This is a genomic window from Dickeya sp. Secpp 1600 (genome assembly GCF_003049805.1).
In the GTDB taxonomy this organism is placed as follows: Bacteria; Pseudomonadota; Gammaproteobacteria; order Enterobacterales; family Enterobacteriaceae; genus Dickeya; species Dickeya fangzhongdai.
This window is the reverse complement of sequence record NZ_CP023484.1, coordinates 1,747,518-1,769,620: the sequence shown is the minus strand read 5'-3', so window position 1 is coordinate 1,769,620 and position 22,103 is coordinate 1,747,518. Positions and strand designations below refer to the sequence as shown.

The window sequence follows — 22,103 nt, the reverse complement described above, 5'->3', positions numbered from 1 at the left end:
GAGGAAAGCCAACACGCCTGCAACTTGAAGTATGACGGGTATATACCACTGTTATTTTCTATACCAAACACAGACCAAAGCCACTGCTGTAAATCCTAACGTTAATCGCCCCCATGTTTCTGGAAAAAACTCCAATGTAATAATGACACACATTACAATGAGAATAACGGGAATCACACCCCACAAAATGTCGCTGGCAAGATTCATCAGAAATTTTATAATATTTCTAATCACGTTAATACCAAATTTAAAATAATCACATCTAAATATTATGGTAAAAACCACGTAACTACCACTTTTATAAACACCATTACAACATCAGTTGACACCAAGAATCACGTTTGGCATTTCAATCTGCAATAATGCTATTTGATTTATCCCAAAAGACGATAGTTATGAAGAAAATCACCAACAGCACATCAAGCATCGTCATGATCTTTTGCCTGTTACCGTGGCAGGTTACGTTAGCGAATACCGTTCATTTTCCTGATGACGTGCAACGATTTTTAAATAACGCGGAGGAATGCCAATATTTCTCCGGAGAGTGGGACAGCGCGTTGCCTAAATCACGCCAGCGGGACATTGAGCGGAAAGTGGATAAATACTGCAAGCCGGCGAAAAAGCAGCAGAACGAACGCAGACATAAGTACAAGGGAAATCAGCCGATAGCAGACAATCTCAGCGAATATAATTTTTAATTTCGCCTCAATACCCGACAGATTTGCCAAAAAAAAGCCAGTCGAATAATCAGACTGGCTTAACGTATCGGCTCAGCACCGGGCTGAACGCATAAGGGTGGGTGTTCACTGGAGTGCGAGTTCCTTATTGATAGGTTTGGGTTTGGCGTCATCCACACCGGTTGTCCGTAGCCTCGCCAGCACTCGTTCCGCCTCCTGCAGTACGTGCTGACATTGTTCGTGGGTGATGGTCAACGGTGGTTCGATGCGAATCGACTTGGCGTTGTTCAGCGTGCCCGCCACCAGCACCCGGCGCTGGAACAGTTCGCTGGCAAAGGCATAGCCAATCGCGTTTTCTTTAAATTCAATTGCCTGCAACAGCCCTTTACCGCGCGCTTCCACGATCAGGTCCGGGTACGCCGCCGCCAGCCGTTGCAGCCCAGCCAGCAAAAACGCCCCCTGACGCGCCGCCTGCTCCGCCAGATTGTCGCGCAACAGCACGTTGACCGTCGCCAGCGCCGCCGCGCAGGCCAGCGGGTTGCCGCCAAACGTGGTGGTATGCAGGAACGGGTTGTCAAACAGCACCGAAAACACCTCTTCGGTGGCGACCGTCGCGCCAATCGGCATTACGCCGCCGCCGAGCGCCTTGGCCAGACAGAGGATATCCGGCTGTACGCCATAGTGCTCGCAGGCGAACATCTTGCCGGTGCGCCCCATGCCGGTCTGCACTTCATCCAGAATCAGCAACGCGCCAATTTCATCGCACAAGGCGCGAACGGCGGGTAGATACTGCTCGGGCGGCACGATTACCCCGCCTTCACCCTGAATCGGCTCCAGAATCACCGCGGCGATGCCTTCGCCGTTACGCTGACACTGTTCGACTTTCTGCCGCATAGCCTGAATATCGCCAAACGCCACGTGGTGGAAATCCGGCAATAACGGCATGAACGGGCGACGGAACACCGGCTTGGCGGTAGCGGACAACGCCCCCAGCGACTTGCCGTGGAACGCGCCGTGGGTGGCGATGAAGCTGAATTTGCCGCGCGGAGACTGATAGGCTTTCGCCAGCTTCAGCGCCGCTTCCACCGACTCGGTACCGCTGTTGCTAAAGAAGCTGTACTTCAGCTTGCCGGGCGTGATGGCCGCCAGCGTTTTCGCCAGCATGGCGCGCAGCGGGTCCAGCAGTTCCTGGCTGTGCAGCGGCTGTTTGGACAGCTGTTTTTCCACCGCCGCCACCACCGTAGGGTTACGATGACCGACGTTGAAAATGCCATAGCCGCCAAGACAGTCGAGGTATTCATTGCCCTGCGTATCAAGCAGCGTGTTGGGGCCGCTGGCGCGCCATTCTACCGCACCGTAGCTGCCACCGGAGGTGACGGATTTTCTGTACTCCAGAAAACCGGGATTGACGTATTCACGAAAAGCGTTAAGGGTTTCATGGTTGAGCGCCGCCATCGCGTCGGCGGATAGGGTATCGCTCATAATCAAGTCAAGGGCCTGCTGAGAACACTCTAGCGGGTTAAGATGTGACAGTGGTCTGGACAAAATGAGCTCCTTGGGGGTGAGGTATCACGTGATACCAATTTAAGTAATGCATATAACGCACCACTTGCCCACCCGATTTGGAAATCACGATTTCCTCCTGCCATTGTCTATTTTTGAAACACTTTATAAACAAAATAATATATTTCGTATCACCCCCTGCCGTTAGCAGCCTTATAAAGAGCAAAAAACGCTCAAAAAACAAGGCGGACGCACTATTGCTGTGCAATCCGCCCCAGTACCGGGCACTTTTTCGTCACCGGTCCATACTCGTCATACCGTCAATGACGGATCATGATGTGCCGCACCACGGTGTAATCCTCCAGACCGTAGACAGACATGTCCTTGCCGTAGCCGGACAGCTTCTGGCCGCCGTGCGGCATCTCGCTCACCAGCATAAAGTGGGTATTGACCCAGGTGCAGCCGTATTCCAGGCAGGCGGCGACGCGATGGGCGCGACCGATGTCGCGGGTCCACACCGAGGACGCCAGCCCGTAACGTGAGTCGTTAGCCCACGCCACCACCTGCGCTTCGTCGTCAAACGGCGTAATGGAGATGACCGGGCCAAACACTTCCCGCTGGACGATTTCGTCCTCCTGCCGGGCATCCGCCAGAACCGTGGGCTGAAAATAGTAACCGCCGCCGGGCACCCGCTCCCCGCCGGTGATCAGCCGAATATGTGATTGCGCGCGGGCGCGATCGACAAAACCGGCGACCCGCTCCAGTTGCTCGGCGGTAATCAGCGGCCCCAGTTCGGTGGCGGGATCGTCGGGCGCGCCAATCTTCAGGGTAGCGACCGCCTCGCCCAGCTTCGTCACCAGTTGCTCATACACCGGGCGCTGCACATACAGGCGGCAGGCGGCGGTGCAATCCTGCCCGGCATTGTAAAAACCGAAACTGCGAATACCGTCCACCACCTGCGCCAGGTCGGCATCGTCAAACACAATCACCGGCGCCTTGCCGCCCAGCTCCATGTGGGTGCGTTTTACGCTGGCTGCCGCATTACCGATGATATGCGAACCGGTGGCGATCGAACCGGTCAGCGATACCATGCGCACCCGCTCGTGGCCGGTCAGCGCATCACCGATTTCTCGTCCCTGTCCGAACAAAATATTGACCACGCCCGGTGGGAACAGGTCGGCCAGCAGGCTGGCCAGATACAGCGTTGTCAGCGGCGTTTGCTCCGCCGGCTTCAGCACCGCGCAGTTTCCCGCCGCCAGCGCCGGGGCCAGCTTCCACGCCGCCATCATCAGCGGATAATTCCAGGGGGCGATAGAGGCGACGACGCCGACCGGATCGCGGCGAATCATTGAAGTATGCCCTTCCAGATACTCGCCCGCCGCCGAACCGTTCAGGCAGCGCGCCGCCCCCGCGAAGAAGCGGAACACATCCGCCACCGCCGGAATTTCATCATTCAGCGCCGCGTGATAGGGTTTGCCGCAGTTTAGCGACTCCAGCCGGGCCAGCGTTTCGCCGTGCGCCTCAATCAAGTCCGCCAGTTTCAGCAGCAGCGCGGCGCGTGTTTTCGGCGTGGTCTGCCCCCAATGGGCAAACGCGGCGTCCGCCGCCATCACCGCGGCATCCACCTGTGTCAGGTCCGCCTGCGCAATGGCGGCGATGGCTTCGCCGGTCGCCGGGTTGTATACCGTGTAAGGCTCCCCTTTGCCCGACACCCGTTTTCCGTCAATCAACATGTCAGTCAGTAAATTGTCGTGCATACCCTGTCCCTCGAAGCGATAGCTGTAGACGTACCGTAGCGGTTGTATTGCGAAACACTCGTGTAAAAGACCTCTGTGCCAAATAGTGCAAAATACCTGCCATCTTCACGGCGACGATGCGCGCGCCGCTGAAAAACCGCATTTACCCTACTTCAGGCGTAGCTGAACCCTTCAAGCGTAGCTGAGAGATTGCAAAGAGAGCGTGACCGGGAAACAACATCAATAACATCAGACGGGCGCGATTAGAGCATCGCCCAACTTAACGGCAGCGTAGGGTTGGAAACCCCGATCGCGACACTCGACGGTAAATGGAAAGTCAGCCAGAACAGAACGCCGGAAGACCGACAGGGGGTGATTGATGGGTTGCAACGTGAGAACGGCTGCCCGGCGATGGCCGAATGGGTCGGCGCCTGCGGGGCAAAATGAATTTAGTCTGCCCCCGCACTGATGCGTGACGCACGCTTAATAGATAAAAACACGCATGACGGTTTTATTTTAATAACCAGAAAAACTATTAATCGTTCTTCGTCATATTCATTTTACCCACAAATGAAATAATGTGATGCCATCGGTAGATTTATAAAATAACACGCTCAGAACCGCCGTGAATTATTATCATTTATTCCCGACCACTTCCATACTCGGTTGACATTAAAAAATAGAGTGATAGCGAAGAATTGTATTTATAGAAAATTCTTTAAAATCAACACATTGAAATAATAATTTATTATTGCCACATTTTTAAAACGATGTTCATTTTCACCCTACTCACTTTACTGGAGCAAAAACACAACCATAAAAAAACACCAGCACAACAAAAACAAAACACTTATCAAAACAAACCGCTGCAATAATAAAACCAATGAAACAAATTCACGACAACTCATCTTTATTAAGAATTATAAAATTAATCTTATAATTAATAAACTAAAAAAATCAGACGTTTTTTATTCTCGCCGTGCATCCCGTTAATTCGCTTTCAGGGAAAGAAACAGTTGGAATAGTAGATTTAGATCAAGAAAAAACAGACGGAATAATCTCTATAGTACCCATGACGACAGTAATCCAATCTCAATTAATTAACTCGTCATTTTGAGCAATGGGGAATCTATGGACTTTATCATTCAACTTATCATAGTCCTGATCTGCCTGTTTTACGGCGCGCGAAAAGGTGGTATCGCGCTCGGATTATTAGGGGGTATCGGACTCGTCATTCTGGTTTTCATTTTTAAACTGGAACCTGGGAAACCGCCGGTCGACGTGATGCTGGTCATCATTTCCGTGGTGGCCGCTTCTGCTACGTTGCAAGCCTCCGGCGGGCTGGATGTGATGCTGCAGGTGGCGGAAAAAATGCTGCGACGCAACCCGAAATATGTGTCGATCATTGCGCCGTTCGTGACCTGTACGCTGACTATTCTGTGCGGCACCGGCCACGTGGTGTATACCATTCTGCCGATTATTTACGACGTCGCCATCAAGAACAACATCCGTCCGGAACGGCCGATGGCCGCCAGTTCGATCGGCGCGCAGATGGGGATCATCGCCAGCCCGGTATCGGTAGCGGTGGTGTCGCTGGTCGCTATGCTGGGTAAATTCACCTTCCACGGCAAACACCTTGAATTCCTGGACTTACTGGCAATCACGATTCCCTCTACCCTGTTGGGTATTCTGGCCATCGGGATTTTCAGTTGGTTCAGGGGTAAAGACCTGGACAAGGACCCGGAATTCCAGAAATTCATTTCCGTGCCGGAAAACCGCGAATACGTTTACGGCGACACCGCCACCCTGCTGGACCGCAAACTGCCGCGCAGCAACTGGGTCGCCATGTGGATCTTCCTTGCCACTATCGCTGCGGTAGCACTGCTGGGCGCGGTGGAAAGCCTGCGTCCGTCCTTCGGCGGTAAACCGCTGTCGATGGTGCTGGTGATTCAGATGTTCATGCTGCTGTCCGGCGCCGTCATCATCATCGCCACCAAAACCAATCCGGGGTCGATTTCGAAAAACGAAGTGTTCCGCTCTGGGATGATCGCGATTGTCGCGGTGTACGGCATCGCCTGGATGGCCGAAACCATGTTCGGCGCGCACCTGACGCAAATCAAGGATACGCTGGGCTCGCTGGTGAAAGAGTATCCGTGGGCGTATGCGCTGATCCTGCTGCTGGTGTCCAAGTTCGTCAACTCGCAAGCCGCTGCGCTGGCCGCAATCGTGCCGGTAGCGTTGGCGATTGGCGTTGACCCGGCGTATATCGTGGCGTCCGCGCCGGCTTGCTACGGTTACTACATTCTGCCGACCTACCCCAGCGATCTGGCCGCCATCCAGTTCGACCGCTCCGGTACCACCCACATCGGCCGATTTGTGATTAACCACAGCTTCATCCTGCCCGGTCTGATTGGCGTCAGTACCTCCTGCGTGTTCGGCTGGGTGTTCGCCGCCATGTACGGGTATTACTGAGTTATCCCGCTGCGTCGGGCACATCGGCACAGCGGACGTTTCTCCCTCCAACCGCCCGTTCGGTCCCAGCCGTCGGGCGGTTTTTCATTACAGGTCCGCCTGTTCCCGCCACAGCGCGACGCAGCGCCGGGCCAGCGCCTCGGTGCTGTCGATACTGCGCGCCAGCCAGCGCGACTGCGCTGCCGCCAGCCCGGGCGCCACTTCAGTGCAGGCCAAAATCAGCTGGGTGGCGCCGCGTGCAGCCAATCGATCGGCCAGTTGCCCGAACAGCGCTCCGCCCGCCGCGACTTCGCCACGTTTCACCGCATAACAACCCGGCACGAACAGATTATCCATCTCCTGCTCGTCGGGCAGCACCATTTCGATATCCAACGCCGCCAGCCGCTGCTGATACCAGCCCGCCGCCAGCGTACCGTGGGTGGCGATGACCCCCACCCGCGGCGACGGCGTGCCGGCTAACGCCAGCTGCGTCTGCGCCAGCGTAGCGTCGGCGATGTGCAACACCGGCGCGCGGCTGGCCGAGCGTAGTTCATCAAACCAGTGATGCGCGGTATTGCAGGGAATGATCAGGTGACTGACATCCAGCCGGTTGAGATGTTCAATACCGTCCAGCAAGGCGGGCAACGGCGACTCGCCAATCCCGGCCAGCGCCCGCTGGCGATCCGGAATCTGCGGCACATTCCATACCGCCATCGGTACATGTTGCTGGTCGCGCTGCGCAGGCGTGGCGGCGATGATTTTCTGCAACAGATCGACGGTGGCGAGCGGCCCCATCCCGCCCAGCACCCCGATCAGAAAACGCGTCGGCATCACCAGCCTTCCTGCTGCTCGAACGCCTGACGGTAGCCAAACAGTCCCGCCGCTCCGCCGGTGTGAATAAACAGCACGGTGTCGTCTTTACCAAACCGCCCTTTGCGCACCAGATCGATCAGCCCGGCCAGCGCCTTGCCGGAATAGACCGGGTCCAGCAAAATCCCTTCCAGCTGCGCCGCCAGTTTCAGGGCTTCCAGCGTCCCGGCGGTGGGGATGCCGTATCCCTGCCCGACGTAATCACTGTTGACCTGAACAGCTTCGCGCGGCACCTCGCCCGCCAGCCCCAGTTTCTGCCAGGTGCGCTGCGCCAGTAGCCAGACATTCTCTTCCTGCTTCGCCTTCGGCGCCCGCACGCTGATACCCAGCACCGGAATGCCGCTGTTGCTGGCGGTCAGCCCGGTAACCAGCCCCGCCTGAGTGCCGGTGCTGCCGGTGGCGTGCACAATATGATCGATGCGCAGCCGCTGCTGGCTGGACTGATACAACAGTTCTTCGGCGCAGGCGACATACCCCAACGCGCCGGTCGGGCTGGAGCCGCCGCCGGGGATCACATAAGGCCGATGGCCTTGTTCGCGCAACGTCGCCGCCAGCGCTTCCATCGCCTGCTGCATGTCGGTGCCGGCAGGCAGGTGATCGACAATTTCGCCGCCCAGCAACTTGTCCAGCAACACGTTGCCGGAGCGCTGGTAATCAATGCCGTAATCCTCGACCCGCTTTTCCAGCAGAACCTGAGTCTTCAGCCCCAGCTTCGCCGCCGCGGCGATGGTTTGGCGCACATGGTTGGACTGGGTGGCGCCCTGAGTGATGATGATGTCGGCGTCCTGTTGCAACGCTTCCGCCAGCAGAAACTCCAGTTTGCGGGTTTTGTTGCCGCCGGTCGCCAGCCCGGTGGCGTCATCGCGTTTGATATAAATCGTCGGGCCGCCGAGATAAGCCGATAAACGCGGCAGCGGTTCCAGCGGCGTGGGAAAATGGCCCAGCGACAAACGGGGAAAACGGGCGAGATGCATATTCTTCTCCTTGGGAAATAATCAATGTGTTTTAACCATCTCGTGTTTCATCTTATTTCAGCCACGATAATGAACTGACGAAACAATAAAAACGTGTTGCAGAGAGCGTCATGAAATAAGGAAAAACGCAGGATGATAAAAGTAATAAAAATAAGCGCGGCGCACAGATTGGCCGCCGGATCAGGCCACCTGGCGTTCCAGCTCGGTTAATTGCCGCCAACTGGTGTCGTCGACGAAAATACCGTTCGCCAGCCGCTGGCGATACGCCTGCTGTTCCGGATCGCCGGGCAGCAGCAATCCGCCGTCGGGCCGCGACTGACGCACCCAATCCAGCAACGCCGGGATTTCCTGTTGATAGCTGGCCGCGCCGCCCAGTCGTTCCGGGTCGATCAGTATCGACAGCATGCTGTTGATGATCTGCTTACCCTGACCCGTGGCGGTGCGCTCCGTGGCCCCGCCGGTCAGCGCCGCACCAAGCAGCGAGCACACCAGCGCCAGACCGGAACCTTTATGCTGGCCGAACGCCAGCAGCGCGCCGAACGGCTCTTCCATCAGCCAGCGCGGGTCCACCGATGGCTGGCCCTGATTGTCGACAATCTGTCCCGACGGCAATGATCGGCCTTCGTTCCAGGCGATGCGCGCCTTGTTGCCGGCAATCACACTGGTGGCGAAATCGAGAATCACCGGCGAACCGCCTTCTACCGGGATCCCGGCGCAGAACGGATTGGTGCCGAAACGCGGTTGCTGTCCCTGCCAGGGCATGACGATCGGGCGGGTGTAGACATTGGCGAAATGCAGCGACACCAGCCCCGCTTGCGCCGCCTGTTCCGCCCAGGCGCCGATGCGCCCGAGATGGTGCGCGTCCGCCAGGCTGAGTACCGCCACGCCCTGCTGTTTCGCACGTTCAATCCCCTGAGCAATCGCCTGCCGGGCCACCACCTGGCCGAAGCCATGCTGCCCGGAAAACGCCAGCATCGGCCCGGCGTCAAGCGTCTTTTCCGCCTGCGCATGCGGCGCCAGCCCGCCTTCGCGAATCGCGGCGATATAGCGCGGCAACATGCTGACGCCGTGAGAATCATGGCCTTTCAGGCTGGATTCCACCAGATTATCCGCCACCAGACCGGCCACCTCCGCGTTCACCTCCACCTCTTTCAGGCGTTCGCGCAAATAATGACGTAAATAATCGTGAGAAAAGACAGGCATGCTCCGGGTCCCCGTAAATCAGAAAGGTTTTACTATAATCCTCGCGGAAATCGGGGTAAGTGAATAATACGGGAAACCATAGCAATAATATTGCTTAGCAGAATATCGACCCTACTTAGCAAAAATAACTATAAATAGAATTTAAATAACTTATTTCCAAATAAGCTTTGCCGTCGGTGATTATAAAAATAGCATGCGAAAATTATCTGGTTAGAAATGAAAAATGATCGCCGACTTTTATTAATTAAATAATTAACTGACTGTGAGACTATACCGATGGCGCCAGTGGAAATGCAATTCATAGCAATAAACCGGGTTGTAGAAATAAACCGGGTCGTAAAAATAACTCGAGCTGAAAACACGACCGGGCAGAATACATCCTCCAGCCACGTCAAACGCGGTTGGCTACTGGCACTGATGCTCGCGCTGGGTGCGGCGCCGCTGGCGGCACAGGCGGAGGGCAGCCTCAGCATCGCCCAGCAGTTCGGCATCGGCTACCTGATTCTGGATGTGGTGCGCGACCAGCAGTTGATTGAGAAACACGGTAAACAGCAAGGGCTGGACATCAAGGTCGACTGGCGCACGCTGTCCGGCGCCACCGCGATCAACGAGGCGTTGCTGTCCGGCGCGCTGGATGTGGCGTCCGCCGGGGTGCCGCCGATGCTGACCCTATGGGACCGCACGTTGGGCAAACAGAATGTGCGCGCCATCGCCTCGCTGGGGTCGATGCCGAACTATCTGCTGAGCAATAACCCGGCGGTGAAAACCCTGCGCGACCTGAGCGACCGCGACCGTATCGCCACCCCTGCCGCCGGTGTCGGCTTCCAGTCGCGCACGTTGCAGATTGAAACCGCCAAACTGTTCGGCGACGGCGACTACAAACGCTTCGACAATATTACAGTCAGCCTGCCGCACCCGGACGCCAACGCGGCGCTGATCGCCGGCGGGTCGGAAATCACCGCCCATTTTTCCAGCCCGCCGTTCCAGTATCAGGCGCTGGAACACCAGAACGTGCACAAGATTCTGAGTTCCTATGACGTGCTGGGCGGGCCGGGCACCTTCAACGTGCTCTACACCACCCAGAAATTCCACGATGAAAACCCGAAAACCTACCGCGCCTTTTACGACGCGCTGAAAGAGGCGTCCGACATTATCAACGCCAACAAGGCCGCCGCCGCTGAAACCTATATCCGGGTGGAAAACTCGCGCCTGCCGCTACCGCTGGTCAAACGCATCGTCGAAGACCCGGAGGTGAACTTCACCATCGTGCCGCAACGAACGTCGGTATACGCCGAAAAACTGCAACAGCTTGGCGTACTGAAAAACAAGGCCGCGTCATGGAAAGACTACTTCTTCAATGAAATCCACGATCAGCCGGGCAGTTAACTATCCGGCTACAGGAGATTGCGATGTCCGCTCATCCATTGCATCCGCTGTTGCAGGTCAACGGCGTTGACCTGCGTTACCGCACCCATCGCGCGCAGATACAGGCGACCCATGACGTCAGTTTTGACGTGTTCCCGGCGGAGCGCTTCGTGCTGCTGGGGCCGTCCGGCTGCGGCAAATCCAGCCTGCTGAAAGCGATCGGCGGATTTCTGTCGCCAGTCGGCGGTAGTATCCAGTTGGAAAACCAGCCGGTCACCCGCCCCGGTCCGGATCGCATGATGGTGTTTCAGGAATTCGACCAGTTGCCGCCGTGGAAAACCGTGCTGGAAAACACCCTGTTCCCGCTGGTCGCCAGCGGCACACTGAGCAAATCAGAAGCGCGCGAACGGGCGTTGCACTTTCTCGACAAGGTCGGGCTGGCGAAATTCGCCGATGCCTACCCACACACGTTGTCCGGCGGCATGAAGCAGCGGGTGGCGATCGCCCGCGCGCTGGCGATGCAGCCGAAAATCCTGCTGATGGATGAACCCTTCGCCGCGCTGGACGCCCTCACCCGCCGCAAGATGCAGGAGGAATTGCTGGCGCTGTGGGAAGAGGTGCGCTTCACGCTGCTGTTCGTCACCCACTCCATTGAGGAAGCGCTGGTGGTCGGCAGCCGGATCCTGTTGTTGTCCCCTCATCCCGGCCGGGTGCGGGCGGAAATCAACTGCCATCAGTTTTCGCTGAACGATGCCGGCGGCGATGCTTTCCAGCACACCGCCCGACGTATCCACGATCTGTTATTCCCGTCGACGCCGGCCTCTCGCGGCGCGTCGGCTTCACCTGAGGTATCCCATGAATACATCTCCCCCGGTCAGGCCCGAGTATCAGCGTGAACTGACGCCGCTGCCGCCCGACACGCTGGAAGCGCCGCTGCCGTGGCTGACCCGGCTGGCGCAACACACCTTACTGCGTCGGCTGATATTGGTGCTGTTGCTGCTGGCGTTGTGGGAAGTCGCCGCCCGCTGGCAGAACAACGACCTGATGCTGCCCGGCTTTCTCCAGACATTACAGGCGTTCCGTCAGGATATGTTGAGCGGCGAACTGCCGCAGAAAATAGCGGTCTCCCTCGGCACGCTGCTGAAAGGTTATGTCATCGGCAGCGTGCTGGCGCTGTTGCTCAGTACGCTGGCAGTGTCGGTGCAACTGGGGCGCGACTTACTGGCGTTGCTCACCGCGATGCTTAACCCATTACCCGCTATCGCGCTGCTACCGCTGGCGCTGCTGTGGTTCGGCCTCGGTGAAAAAAGTCTGGTTTTCGTGCTGGTGCATTCGGTGATGTGGCCGATGGCGCTCAACGCCTACAGCGGTTTTCTCGGCGTTTCCGACACCCTGCGCATGGCCGGGCGCAACTATGGCCTGACCGGCTGGCGCTACGTCGTTCACATGCTGATCCCGGCGGCGCTGCCGGCGATCATTTCCGGGCTGAAAATCGGCTGGGCTTTTGCCTGGCGCACGTTGATCGCCGCCGAACTGGTGTTTGGCGCCTCCAGCGGCAAAGGCGGGTTGGGATGGTACATCTTCCAGAACCGCAACGAGTTGTATACCGACCGCGTGTTCGCCGGGCTGGCTTCGGTGATCCTGATCGGGTTACTGGTGGAAGGGCTGATCTTCTCCACGCTGGAGCGCCTGACCGTCCGCAAATGGGGTATGCAGCGCTAGGCTGCGCAGAAAAATCGACAGGAGAAGCGAGAGCATGATCGCCATACAGGTTCCGGACACGTACCTCAATCAGGACGGCTTGCTCGCCCAGGTGGGCGACTATATTCAACCACTGGCTAAACGGGTGCTGATCATCACCAGCCCAACCGCCTGGCGGCACACTGCCGCCACGCTGGAAGCCAGTCTCAGACAACATGGTCTGCACTACCGGACCTTATTTCTCGAAGGCTATTGCACCGAAGAGAGTATCGCCGCGCTGCGCGAACAGGCGCACATCGAACGCGCGGAGCTGATTCTCGGCGTCGGCGGCGGCAAGGTGCTGGATACCGCCAAAGCGGTGGCCGACCAGTCCGGCGCGTTACCGATGATCGCCGTGCCGACGGTTGCCGCCACCTGCGCCGCCTGGTCGCCCATCAGCGTGCTGTACAGCCGCGACGGCGTGCATCAGGGGCGGCTTAGTCTGCGTCGCCTGCCGGTGTGGGTGCTGGTGGATAGCACCGTGATTGCCCGCGCGCCGGTGCGTTATCTGAAAGCCGGCATTGTTGACGCGCTCGCCAAATGGTACGAATTTCAGCCCTACCTACGGCACGGCGACGATGCCCTGTCGCTGCATATCAACGCGCGTATCGCCCGGCTGGCGATCGATATTTTTGACGCGGACGGCGAGCAGGCGCTGGCGGACAACCAGCGGCAGCAGGCAACGCCGGCGCTGCGCCGGGTAATCGACGCGGTGATCGCGCTGGCCGGTATCGCCAACAGCGTCAAGGACGAGCGTGCCCGGCTGGGCGTCGCACACGCCATTCATAACAGCCTGACCCGCCAGCCGGAATCCAAGCGCTGGCTGCACGGCGAAAAGGTCGGCTTTGGCCTGGCAGTACAGGCGCAACTGGAAGCACGCCACGGATTCGACAGTCAGGAGCTACTGGCGCAATTGCGCCGCTACGACAGCCCGCAGACGCCGCAGGCGCTGGGCCTGACCGACGAAGCACGCTGGGACCTCGTTGCCGCACAGGTGACCATCCCGGCCGATGTCGCCGCCCGGCTGCCGTTCGCCGTAGACCGCTGCGCGTTAAGGCAGGCGCTGGCCGCCACGGTGCAACCCGCCACGACCGAGGCGCACTAATGCTGCGCTTCAATCAGAAAGCGGGTTAATCCCCGCAAACGCATTGATAATGTCATCCCGCACATACGCAACGCCCGAACTGTTGACTGTACGCTTATGCCAGACAAGGTACAGCTCGTTGGTCGGCGCGTCGTCGGGTTTGATTATGGCAACCTTCAACGTCATTTGGCATTCAATGCCAATTTCTGGGGGATTTCACTAAATCAATGCCACCACTTTCGCCGGTAAGGGAACAATCGCAATCGCATGCCAGATTGTTTGGGGTAGGATATTAAACGGTGTCCTGCGCCGAGGCGTACCGAGGAATGCTCGCCTGCCGTGATCACACATACGTGATCACACATAAATGACAGGGCACCACCTACGACTCATATACGCCAGCCATGAAAACAGGAGACACCCGGTGACATCCACCCCTTTGCACCTTTACGTCGACGCCCAGTTCGTCAGCCCGTTTGCAATGTCGGCGTTCGTTGCCCTGCGCGAGAAAGCATTGCCGTTCGAACTGTCAACGGTAGACCTGGGTAACAAGGCGCAGCACGCGCCGGAGTATGCTGCAGCATCGTTGACCAGCCGGGTGCCGACGCTGGTTCACGACGGTTTTTCGCTGTCCGAATCGTCGGCGATTACCGAGTACCTTGACGAGGCGTTCCCCGGCACGCCGCTCTACCCTCAGTCTCCACAGCAGCGGGCGCGGGCGCGTCAGATACAGGCATGGCTACGGACGGACCTGATGCCCATCCGTCAGGAGCGCTCATCGGAAACGATGTTCTACGACGCCACGTCGGCGCCGCTGTCCGCACCAGCGCAACAGGCGGCGGAAAAGCTGTTCACGATCGCGGATAAACTGCTGCCAGCAGGCGCTTTAACGTTATTCGACGCATGGAGCATCGCCGACCTTGATCTTGCGGTCATGCTAAACCGGCTGGTGATGAACGGCGATGCCGTACCACAGCGGCTGGAAGAATACGCCCGGCACCAGTGGCAACGACCGTCGGTGCAAGCGTGGGTTATGATGGAACGTCCATTGCGTTAACCGCCCTTTCTCTGACGAATGTAATTATCAGGAGGTTTGCCATGTCCCACTCATCCGAATACATCCCGCCGAAAGTCTGGACCTGGAATACAGCCAGCGGCGGCCTCAATCGCCCAATCGCCGGCGCCACGCACGACAAAGACCTGCCGGTCGGTCGTCATCCGCTCCAGCTCTATTCGCTGGCGACGCCAAACGGCCAGAAGGTGACCATCCTGCTTGAAGAACTGCTGGCGCTGGGTCATAGCGGCGCGGAATACGACGCCTGGCTAATCAGAATCGGCAACGGCGAGCAGTTCAGCAGTGGCTTCGTGGAAGCCAACCCTAACTCCAAGATCCCGGCGCTCGTGGACCACTCCGGGCCGCAGCCGGTGCGCGTGTTTGAGTCAGGCGCCATTCTGCTTTATCTGGCGGAGAAATTTGGCGAATTCCTGCCGACCGACGCCGCCGAACGCGCCGAATGCCTGTCGTGGCTATTCTGGCAGATGGGCAGCGCGCCCTATCTTGGCGGCGGTTTCGGTCATTTCTACGCTTACGCGCCGATCAAGATCGAATACGCTATCGATCGCTTCGCGATGGAAACCAAACGCCTGCTTGATGTGCTCAATCAGCGGCTGGCGCAAAGCGACTATCTGGCCGGTTCTCACTATACGATCGCCGATATCGCCGCGTTTCCCTGGTACGGCGGTTTGGTGAAAGGCTGGCTTTACGACGGCGCCGAATTCCTGTCGGTTCACGAATATCCGCACGTGCAGCGCTGGGCGGACGCTATTCTCGCCCGTCCTGCGGTTCAGCGCGGCCGCATGGTCAACCGCCTGAGCGGCGATCCCGCCACCCAGTTGCATGAGCGTCACGACGCCAGCGACTTCGAAACGCAAACACAGGACAAAGTGTCGGCACCGCGCTGACTGTACTCATCCCGCCGCTGCACTGACGGGCGGCGGGCTTATTCTTCGGTGAGAGGGAAATGAATACCGCAACATTCCCTGGCCTGCTCCAGCACATTAGAGACGATGAGAGCAATATCCAGCAATTGATGGCACCGGGACATATCCTGTGCGTTGACGATATCCCTGAACGCCTCAAATTCATAAATCATGTGATTTCTATCCGTCGTGTCGTCATGTTTTATCAGCGTTCCCGCTGTCGAAAATTCAACATGCTTACATACACTCGGTATATCGGTAATTTTCACATAGCCAGCCGTCCCCTGAACGGTTAAATAACCCGGACTGGCCGAATCTTTCGCACCGGTGCAGACAGCAATGAATTTCCCGTAATTCATGACCAGAATACCGGAAGTGTCGATGCCGTTGTGTCCCTTATTACAGCTATAGCTCACGCTCTCCGGCGCCCCAAATAAGGCGCAGACATCATATATATTATATAAGTTGATATCGTAAAGCGCGCCGCCCGATTTGGCGGGGTCGAATGCAGGATGCACGATACCGTTGAGGTAGTCGTCATAGCGGCTTGAATATTGCGAGTAATTCGCCTGTATCAGCTTAATCTCACCGATGTCGGCGACATGAGTCGCCAGATAATGAAAACCGGGCGTGTGAATCGAGGTGATGGCCTCAAAAAGATAACGCCCTGTCGATTTCGCCAGCGTGACCAGTTCCAGTAATTGCGCATAATTCGACGTGAACGGCTTTTCACAAATAACATGCTTTCCGGCGGACAGCGCTTTATGGGAATAGGAAAAATGCAGGTGATTGGGTATCCCGAGATAAACAAAATCAATGTCGCTATCCTGCAACATGGCATCATAATCGGTATAAATCGCATGGATATTATATTGGCATTTTAATGCTTCGCCTTTTTGCAGACTTCCCTGCCGGACGCATAAGGCCGCAATATCAATGCCTTCAATGTTTTTCAGTGCATCAAGACAGGACAGCACAATTTTACCTGCCCCTACCAGCGCGATTTTCATGGGATAACTCCTGAGCGTATTACCGAAATACGACTGACTATACAAGATAGTCGTTATCGGTTATAGCCATCAGCGCTCAGGCTGCGTCCCGCCATTCTCTGCACCGGGCTGCGGTGAAATGCTGTCACGCCTCATTACGAGTACAACCGAAACAACAGGCCACACCGGCGTGGCCTGTTAGCATGGTTCAGAACGGTTATCTGACTCTCTCACTCAGCGACTGATTGCTCATTAGTCGCTCCCATGCCCGCGTGACCTCATCAGGAATATCCACATGTCCAATAAAACCGGCGCCTGACGGCCCATAGCCATTCTTATCATCTCTCAGGCGTTTAACCTCGCCTAAAACCATCGCGGTATAACGCTCAATTTCCCACACTTCCGGCATTTGCCCGCCGGTAATCATCGGCTCGCCGCCAATCATGATGAGCGACGGGGTAAACACCGGCCAGCTGATAAACCGGCTGTCCATCCCTTTCTTATTCCAGCTGAACAGGAAGGTTTCTGTCGTGCGCCGTTGCATCAGGGGATCCTGCACCAGAATAATTTCCTGACGCGCTATCTCTTTATCAAGCACCAATTCCCGACTAAAGTCGGCGTTTTCTCCGCAGTTTCTGGAAGCGCTTTCAATAAATAGTTTCTCCGCGGCGATGCCGAATACGCTCATGGCGATGCCGGCAAGCATTTCCGCCTCGCTTTTATCCGCGGTATCGATCGCAGCGGTCAGACGATTATTTTTCACCGCCTGCTGTAACAGCACCGTTGAATGGCCGATCCCACCGCTCAACAAGACCGGAATATCCGCCTTCTTCGCCAGCGTCAACGCGCCGAAAATGTTGGGTAAAATGGCATGACCAGCGATAATCATCAGGTCGGGATTCATGGTTTTCACCTGCGGGAAATCATCCAGCGCCAGCCAACTTGCGATATCGTTAAGGTCGTGAATCACTTCATCGGATAAATCCATAACACCTCTCTTCGCCATCGCCACATGAAAAAATCCATCGTGTGGATGGCTATTCCATACCCGAAAGCTCGGGCAGCCAGATTTGCCAGCCGCCAGTATGCATCATTCAATTCAACTTCGTCGCCGCTGACGATTGCACAGGCTGAAAGACGGCGACCTGTCGACGTAAAAAAACCGGGCCAGGGCCCGGTTGTCTGACGTCACGCGGCAGGATTATTCCTGACCGGCGGGACGTGTCGCCAGCGTCATCCGTTCCTGCTCGTACGCACGCGCCTTCTCTTCATCGAATTGCCCTTCCCATTTGGCGATCACCAGCACCGCCAACGCATTGCCCACCACGTTAAGCGCGGTGCGCGCCATATCCAGAATGCGGTCCACCCCGGCGATGAACGCCAGCCCTTCCAGCGGAATGCCGACGCTGCCCAGCGTCGCCAGCAACACCACAAAGGAGACGCCCGGCACGCCGGCAATGCCCTTGGAGGTGATCATCAACGTCAACACCAGCACCAGTTCCTGCCACAGGCTGAGATCGATACCGTACAACTGGGCAATGAAAATGGCGGCGATGCTCTGGTACAGCGTGGAGCCGTCCAGATTGAACGAATAACCGGTCGGCACCACAAAGCTGGTGATGGCTTTCGGCGCGCCATAGGCTTCCATCTTCTGGATAATGCGCGGCAGCACCGTTTCCGAGCTGGCGGTGGAGTAAGCCAGGATCAACTCATCCTTCAGAATGCGGATCAGCGTCATGATGCGCAGCCCGCACAGCCGCGCCACCGCGCCCATCACCACCAGCCCAAAGAACAAAATCGCGATATAGACCAGAATCACCAGCTTGGCGAGCGGCCACAGCGAGGCGAAACCGAAGTTGGCGACAGTAACGGAAATAAGCGCAAATACTCCGACCGGCGCATAGCGCATGATCATGTTGGTGACGCGGAACATGGTTTCCGACGCGCTGCGAAACACGTTCAGCAGCGGTTCACGCTGTTCGCGCGCCAGCGACGACAACCCGAGGCCGAACAGCACCGAGAAGAAGATCACCGGCAGCATTTCGCCCTTGGCCAGCGCGGCGAAAATGTTGGGCGGAATCAACGACAGAATGGTGCTCACCAGGCTGTGCGAACCACTTTGCACCTGCTCGGTGGTTTTCTCGTATTGGGAAATGTCCACCCGGGTGAGCATCGACATGTCAATGCCGTGCCCCGGCTGGAACACATTGGCCAGCGTAATGCCGATCACAATCGCCAGCGTGGTAATAACTTCAAAATACAGGATGGTTTTGAAACCGATGCGCCCCAGTTTTTTGGCGTCGCCGACGCCGGCGATGCCCACCACCAGCGTGGTGATAACAATCGGCACCACAATCATCTTAATCAACCGAATAAAAATATCCCCGGCCGGGCTCAGGACGTTGGCGATCAACCACTGCTTGTTGGCCGGGTTTTCATGCAACCAGGCTCCGACGGCAATACCGATGACCAACGCGATGAGAATTTGCCAGGCAAGGCTAACTTTCTGTTTTTTCATGATACGAATCCATTGTCTGTGCTCCCTGCGACTACTTGCCGATGGTGAAACCACTGCCATCGGACATTCCAGCTAACTGCTGAACTACGACAGATAAGGGGAGAGGTGAAGGTTGTTTTTTGCACAATTACGTGACCCACAGGCAAACATGTGACTCACCAAAACAGAGTGCGTAATCAAATAGTTATGCATTTAAAATGCGCAACTATTTGTATCGCAAAAGAAAATAAAAAAGCATAACCTGTTGTTATGCCGCGGCATGCTACTATTCCCTCCCCCTGAGATCAAGCGCTTCATTCAGGGAACTTTTCATAATTATGCGTTTCATCACTGTGTGCCGGCTGCCCCAGCGCCGATGACCATCACAAAAAAATCCGGCCGCGCAGCAACAACACGCGGCCGGATTTTCGGGGACTGGCGGCTGAATCGCCGCCGTCAGATTTGATAATCGATCACCGCTTCGTTGTCTTCGGCGAACACCCGAGCCTTGATGTCATCCTGCGTCAGCTCCGGGTTGCACAGTTGAATAAACTTCCAGGTGTAATTGCGTTGCAACTGCCCGCGTTTAAGACCCAGCCAGACCGTGCTGGCTTCAAACAGATGGCGCGCATCCAGCCGCACCAGTCCGGGATCGCGCATCGCGTCAAACGACATGTCGGCGACGATGCCCACCCCCAGCCCCAGTTCGACGTAGGTCTTAATCACATCCGAGTCCTGCGCGCTGATGGAAATATGCGGCGTCAGGCCGGCGGCGGCGAACGCGCGATCGATACGGGAACGACCGGTGATGCCCTGCCGGTAAGTAATCAGCGGCACCGCGCTGAGCTTATCAAGCGTGACCGCCGGCTCGTCCGCCAGCGCATGCCCTTCCGGCACCAGAATAGCGTGATGCCAGCGGTAGTAAGGAAATGCCGCCAGCGAATTCACGTTCATCAACTGCTCGGTAGCGATGCCAATGTCCGCTTCGCCGGATTCCAGCATCGCCACGATTTCATCCGGCGTACCCTGATTGAGCACCAGTTGCACCTGCGGATAAAGCGCGCGAAACTCCTTGATCACGCCCGGCAAGCTGTAACGCGCCTGCGTGTGCGTGGTAGCGATCACCAGTTGCCCGACGTCGTTGTCGCTGAACAGGTTCGCCAGCCGCCGAATATGATTGGCATCGTTGAGAATACGTTCGGCCATGACCAGCAGCTCTTTGCCCGGCTCCGTCATACCCAGCAGACGCTTGCCGCGGCGGATAAAAATCTCAATACCCAGTTCTTCTTCCAGCTCGCGGATGTGACGGCTCACGCCAGACTGGGAAGTGAACAGGGTATTGGCGACTTCGGTCAGGTTATAGTTGCACCGCGCCGATTCACGGATAATCTTCAGTTGTTGAAAGTTCACGCCCTTGTCCCTTGTCCGTCGTTCTTGTTATCACTATTCATACGAAGTATTGTTATTCCGTACAAATAAGGAAAATTTACTATTTATAACTTTTTGTGATATGACGGCGTATTTCACCCCGTCGCGCAACGGCAGTCCGCGGTTGCTTTTCGCAGTGTGCGTGATGGCGGATATATAAGTGATTGCAGGAACATAGACGTATCAACAGGAAAAAACATGCTAAGTGGGATCTTTTTTGCCCTGTCCGCCGGGCTGATGTGGGGACTGGTGTTTGTCGCGCCCTTGCTGGTGCCGGATTACCCCGCCATGCAATTGTCCACCGGACGTTACCTGGCATTCGGGCTGATTGTATTGCCGCTGGCATGGATAGACCGAAAACGGCTGCTACAGCTGACGCGCCGCGACTGGCTGGAGGCATTCAAACTGGCGGCGGTAGGCAATTTACTTTATTACCTGTTCCTGACCGCGGCGATTCAACGCATCGGCGTGCCGATCACCAGTATGCTGATCGGCACGCTGCCGGTGGTGATGGCGGTAAGCGCCAACCTGCTGTACGGCCGTCACGACGGACGTATGCCCTGGCGGCGGCTGGTTCCGGCGTTACTGTTGATCGCGTTGGGGTTGCTGCTGGTGAATATGGCGGAACTGAACGGCGAAGCGGCCGATGTGCCGGCCGGACGTTACCTTGTCGGTATAGCGTTGGCGCTGCTGGCGCTCGTCTGCTGGACATGGTATCCGCTGCGCAACGCGCGCTGGCTGCGTCAGAACCCGGAGCGACTGCCTGCCACCTGGGCCACCGCGCAGGGGCTGGCGACGCTACCGATCGCACTGGCCGGATTCATCCTGGTCAACAGTTATCTCGCTGTCACGACGCCGGATTTTACGCTGCCGTTCGGCCCGCAGCCGTGGCGTTTCCTGACGCTGATAGCGGTCATCGGCCTGTTCAGTTCCTGGCTCGGCACCCTGTGCTGGAATGCCGCCAGCCAGCGTCTGCCCACCGTACTGGTAGGGCCGTTGCTGGTGTTTGAAACCCTGTCGGCGCTGGCGTATACCTTTATACTGCGCCAGTCGTGGCCGCCGCTGATGACCGCCGTCGGTATTCTGTGCCTGATCGTCGGCGTGATTTACGCCATGCGTATCAAGCTTGAGCCGGTGGTCACCCGGCATTCTCCCGATATGACCGGCGCCTGACGCTGCCAGCCGCGACACCGCTATTAAGAGATAACGGTGTCGCCTGGCAGTATAAACAGGCTGCATCTTCAATGAACTGCGGCGCTGGCACGCCCTTTGCGCAGTAGCCATGCCGATAAAAGAGACACGGTCTGGTATTTGTAAATTACGACCCGGCCCGGCTGTCATAATCACTAGAGCCGCTCAATGTGGCAGTGACTGAAAAAAGTTTGTCACTTGATGAAAACAGCCAGTCCATTCCCCGGAGGGAAACAGGGTCTGGCAAAGTGTAGCGGTATTAGGTTCAACCATTTAGTTAACCCTTCCCTCTTGATGTCCTTTTTTAAGGTATTTACGTCCTTTACGCCACAACCTATCACTTCCAGAATGAAACGAAAGATCGGGCCAGGGTAGCGCTATCACAGGGATTGCGCATCGCTCCTCTGGCTTGATC

Annotated in this window: 19 protein-coding genes and 1 pseudogene; 11 read left to right on the top strand and 9 right to left on the bottom strand. The window is 56.9% G+C overall.

All coding sequences use genetic code 11. From position 1 onward, the window contains the following. Nucleotides 1-395 precede the first annotated feature (395 nt). Nucleotides 396-698 (top strand): hypothetical protein, encoded by a 303-nt coding sequence (locus tag CPA59_RS07935; protein WP_107760778.1) that lies wholly within the window; start codon nucleotides 396-398, stop codon nucleotides 696-698. A 105-nt stretch (nucleotides 699-803) separates the two neighbouring features. On the opposite strand, the gene ygjG is transcribed toward CPA59_RS07935, so the two are convergent. Further along, complete coding sequence (ygjG, locus tag CPA59_RS07930) at nucleotides 804-2,222, bottom strand: putrescine aminotransferase (protein WP_107759026.1); 1,419 nt, start codon at nucleotides 2,220-2,222, stop codon at nucleotides 804-806. A 278-nt stretch (nucleotides 2,223-2,500) separates the two neighbouring features. Continuing rightward, the gene (gene patD / locus CPA59_RS07925; protein WP_107759025.1) at nucleotides 2,501-3,937 is read right to left on the bottom strand and encodes an aminobutyraldehyde dehydrogenase; all 1,437 of its coding nucleotides are present in this window, start codon (nucleotides 3,935-3,937) and stop codon (nucleotides 2,501-2,503) included. Between the two features lie 276 nt (nucleotides 3,938-4,213). Between patD and CPA59_RS07920 the strand changes: the two genes are divergently transcribed. Beyond that, a complete protein-coding gene (locus tag CPA59_RS07920; protein WP_242449536.1) occupies nucleotides 4,214-4,363 on the top strand; it encodes a hypothetical protein in 150 nt (49 codons plus the stop codon). A 684-nt stretch (nucleotides 4,364-5,047) separates the two neighbouring features. Further along, nucleotides 5,048-6,388 carry an anaerobic C4-dicarboxylate transporter gene (locus tag CPA59_RS07915; protein WP_038918550.1) on the top strand — a complete coding sequence of 447 codons (1,341 nt, stop codon included), beginning with the start codon at nucleotides 5,048-5,050 and terminating at the stop codon, nucleotides 6,386-6,388. Nucleotides 6,389-6,475: 87 nt separating this feature from the next. Here CPA59_RS07915 and CPA59_RS07910 read toward each other — a convergent pair whose 3' ends face one another. From CPA59_RS07910 to CPA59_RS07900, 3 genes are all read right to left on the bottom strand, one after another. Beyond that, a complete protein-coding gene (locus CPA59_RS07910; protein WP_107759024.1) occupies nucleotides 6,476-7,198 on the bottom strand; it encodes an aspartate/glutamate racemase family protein in 723 nt (240 codons plus the stop codon). Beyond that, on the bottom strand, nucleotides 7,198-8,211 hold the full coding sequence (locus tag CPA59_RS07905) for a D-cysteine desulfhydrase (RefSeq protein ID WP_107759023.1): 1,014 nt from the start codon (nucleotides 8,209-8,211) through the stop codon (nucleotides 7,198-7,200). Before CPA59_RS07905 ends, CPA59_RS07910 begins: the two co-directional genes overlap by 1 nt. Before the next feature lie 180 nt (nucleotides 8,212-8,391). Further along, complete coding sequence (locus tag CPA59_RS07900; protein WP_107759022.1) at nucleotides 8,392-9,414, bottom strand: malate/lactate/ureidoglycolate dehydrogenase; 1,023 nt, start codon at nucleotides 9,412-9,414, stop codon at nucleotides 8,392-8,394. Nucleotides 9,415-9,831: 417 nt separating this feature from the next. Here CPA59_RS07900 and CPA59_RS07895 point away from each other — a divergent pair, with 417 nt between their 5' ends. From CPA59_RS07895 to yghU, 6 genes are all read left to right on the top strand, one after another. Further along, nucleotides 9,832-10,800, top strand: coding sequence for an ABC transporter substrate-binding protein (locus CPA59_RS07895; protein WP_049854954.1), 969 nt, complete (start codon nucleotides 9,832-9,834; stop codon nucleotides 10,798-10,800). A 23-nt stretch (nucleotides 10,801-10,823) separates the two neighbouring features. After that, on the top strand, nucleotides 10,824-11,675 hold the full coding sequence (locus tag CPA59_RS07890; protein ID WP_038660166.1) for an ABC transporter ATP-binding protein: 852 nt from the start codon (nucleotides 10,824-10,826) through the stop codon (nucleotides 11,673-11,675). Further along, nucleotides 11,635-12,501 (top strand): ABC transporter permease, encoded by an 867-nt coding sequence (locus CPA59_RS07885; RefSeq protein ID WP_038918543.1) that lies wholly within the window; start codon nucleotides 11,635-11,637, stop codon nucleotides 12,499-12,501. The genes CPA59_RS07890 and CPA59_RS07885 overlap by 41 nt, the downstream gene beginning before the upstream one ends. Nucleotides 12,502-12,535: 34 nt before the next feature. Beyond that, the gene (locus CPA59_RS07880; RefSeq protein ID WP_107759021.1) at nucleotides 12,536-13,624 is read left to right on the top strand and encodes an iron-containing alcohol dehydrogenase family protein; all 1,089 of its coding nucleotides are present in this window, start codon (nucleotides 12,536-12,538) and stop codon (nucleotides 13,622-13,624) included. A gap of 403 nt (nucleotides 13,625-14,027) precedes the next feature. Then, nucleotides 14,028-14,660, top strand: a complete 633-nt coding sequence (gene yfcF, locus CPA59_RS07875) for a glutathione transferase (RefSeq protein ID WP_174213734.1) — start codon at nucleotides 14,028-14,030, stop codon at nucleotides 14,658-14,660. Between the two features lie 41 nt (nucleotides 14,661-14,701). After that, a complete protein-coding gene (yghU, locus tag CPA59_RS07870; protein WP_038918540.1) occupies nucleotides 14,702-15,565 on the top strand; it encodes a glutathione-dependent disulfide-bond oxidoreductase in 864 nt (287 codons plus the stop codon). A 38-nt stretch (nucleotides 15,566-15,603) separates the two neighbouring features. Here yghU and CPA59_RS07865 read toward each other — a convergent pair whose 3' ends face one another. The 4 genes from CPA59_RS07865 to cbl all read right to left on the bottom strand — a co-directional run bounded on the left by CPA59_RS07865 (nucleotide 15,604) and on the right by cbl (nucleotide 20,479). Continuing rightward, nucleotides 15,604-16,593 carry a Gfo/Idh/MocA family protein gene (locus tag CPA59_RS07865; protein ID WP_107759019.1) on the bottom strand — a complete coding sequence of 330 codons (990 nt, stop codon included), beginning with the start codon at nucleotides 16,591-16,593 and terminating at the stop codon, nucleotides 15,604-15,606. A gap of 196 nt (nucleotides 16,594-16,789) precedes the next feature. Continuing rightward, nucleotides 16,790-17,560: a YdcF family protein gene (locus tag CPA59_RS07860; protein WP_107759018.1), complete on the bottom strand. Its 771-nt coding sequence runs from the start codon at nucleotides 17,558-17,560 to the stop codon at nucleotides 16,790-16,792. Between the two features lie 213 nt (nucleotides 17,561-17,773). After that, a complete protein-coding gene (gene gltP / locus CPA59_RS07855; RefSeq protein WP_107759017.1) occupies nucleotides 17,774-19,090 on the bottom strand; it encodes a glutamate/aspartate:proton symporter GltP in 1,317 nt (438 codons plus the stop codon). Nucleotides 19,091-19,525: 435 nt separating this feature from the next. Next, nucleotides 19,526-20,479 (bottom strand): HTH-type transcriptional regulator Cbl, encoded by a 954-nt coding sequence (gene cbl, locus CPA59_RS07850; protein ID WP_107759016.1) that lies wholly within the window; start codon nucleotides 20,477-20,479, stop codon nucleotides 19,526-19,528. A 216-nt stretch (nucleotides 20,480-20,695) separates the two neighbouring features. On the opposite strand from cbl, the gene CPA59_RS07845 reads away from it, so the two are divergent. Both CPA59_RS07845 and CPA59_RS23285 read left to right on the top strand, forming a co-directional pair. Then, on the top strand, nucleotides 20,696-21,670 hold the full coding sequence (locus tag CPA59_RS07845; RefSeq protein WP_107759015.1) for a DMT family transporter: 975 nt from the start codon (nucleotides 20,696-20,698) through the stop codon (nucleotides 21,668-21,670). 180 nt (nucleotides 21,671-21,850) lie between these two features. Further along, nucleotides 21,851-21,937, top strand: a pseudogene (locus tag CPA59_RS23285) (hypothetical protein); the annotation flags it as partial. Between the last annotated feature and the right edge of the window lie 166 nt (nucleotides 21,938-22,103).

Excerpts from the sequence above, each read along its gene's own strand:
- CPA59_RS07885 (WP_038918543.1), top strand. The coding sequence starts at position 11,635 with ATGAATACATCTCCCCCGGTCAGGCCCGAGTATCAGCGTGAACTGACG.
- CPA59_RS07935 (WP_107760778.1), top strand. The coding sequence starts at position 396 with ATGAAGAAAATCACCAACAGCACATCAAGCATCGTCATGATCTTTTGC.
- CPA59_RS07895 (WP_049854954.1), top strand. The coding sequence starts at position 9,832 with ATGCTCGCGCTGGGTGCGGCGCCGCTGGCGGCACAGGCGGAGGGCAGC.
- patD (WP_107759025.1), bottom strand. The coding sequence starts at position 3,937 with ATGCACGACAATTTACTGACTGACATGTTGATTGACGGAAAACGGGTG.
- CPA59_RS07905 (WP_107759023.1), bottom strand. The coding sequence starts at position 8,211 with ATGCATCTCGCCCGTTTTCCCCGTTTGTCGCTGGGCCATTTTCCCACG.
- yghU (WP_038918540.1), top strand. The coding sequence starts at position 14,702 with ATGTCCCACTCATCCGAATACATCCCGCCGAAAGTCTGGACCTGGAAT.
- CPA59_RS07880 (WP_107759021.1), top strand. The coding sequence starts at position 12,536 with ATGATCGCCATACAGGTTCCGGACACGTACCTCAATCAGGACGGCTTG.
- CPA59_RS07865 (WP_107759019.1), bottom strand. The coding sequence starts at position 16,593 with ATGAAAATCGCGCTGGTAGGGGCAGGTAAAATTGTGCTGTCCTGTCTT.
- gltP (WP_107759017.1), bottom strand. The coding sequence starts at position 19,090 with ATGAAAAAACAGAAAGTTAGCCTTGCCTGGCAAATTCTCATCGCGTTG.
- CPA59_RS07860 (WP_107759018.1), bottom strand. The coding sequence starts at position 17,560 with ATGGATTTATCCGATGAAGTGATTCACGACCTTAACGATATCGCAAGT.
- CPA59_RS07900 (WP_107759022.1), bottom strand. The coding sequence starts at position 9,414 with ATGCCTGTCTTTTCTCACGATTATTTACGTCATTATTTGCGCGAACGC.
- CPA59_RS07845 (WP_107759015.1), top strand. The coding sequence starts at position 20,696 with ATGCTAAGTGGGATCTTTTTTGCCCTGTCCGCCGGGCTGATGTGGGGA.
- CPA59_RS07890 (WP_038660166.1), top strand. The coding sequence starts at position 10,824 with ATGTCCGCTCATCCATTGCATCCGCTGTTGCAGGTCAACGGCGTTGAC.
- CPA59_RS07915 (WP_038918550.1), top strand. The coding sequence starts at position 5,048 with ATGGACTTTATCATTCAACTTATCATAGTCCTGATCTGCCTGTTTTAC.
- CPA59_RS07910 (WP_107759024.1), bottom strand. The coding sequence starts at position 7,198 with ATGCCGACGCGTTTTCTGATCGGGGTGCTGGGCGGGATGGGGCCGCTC.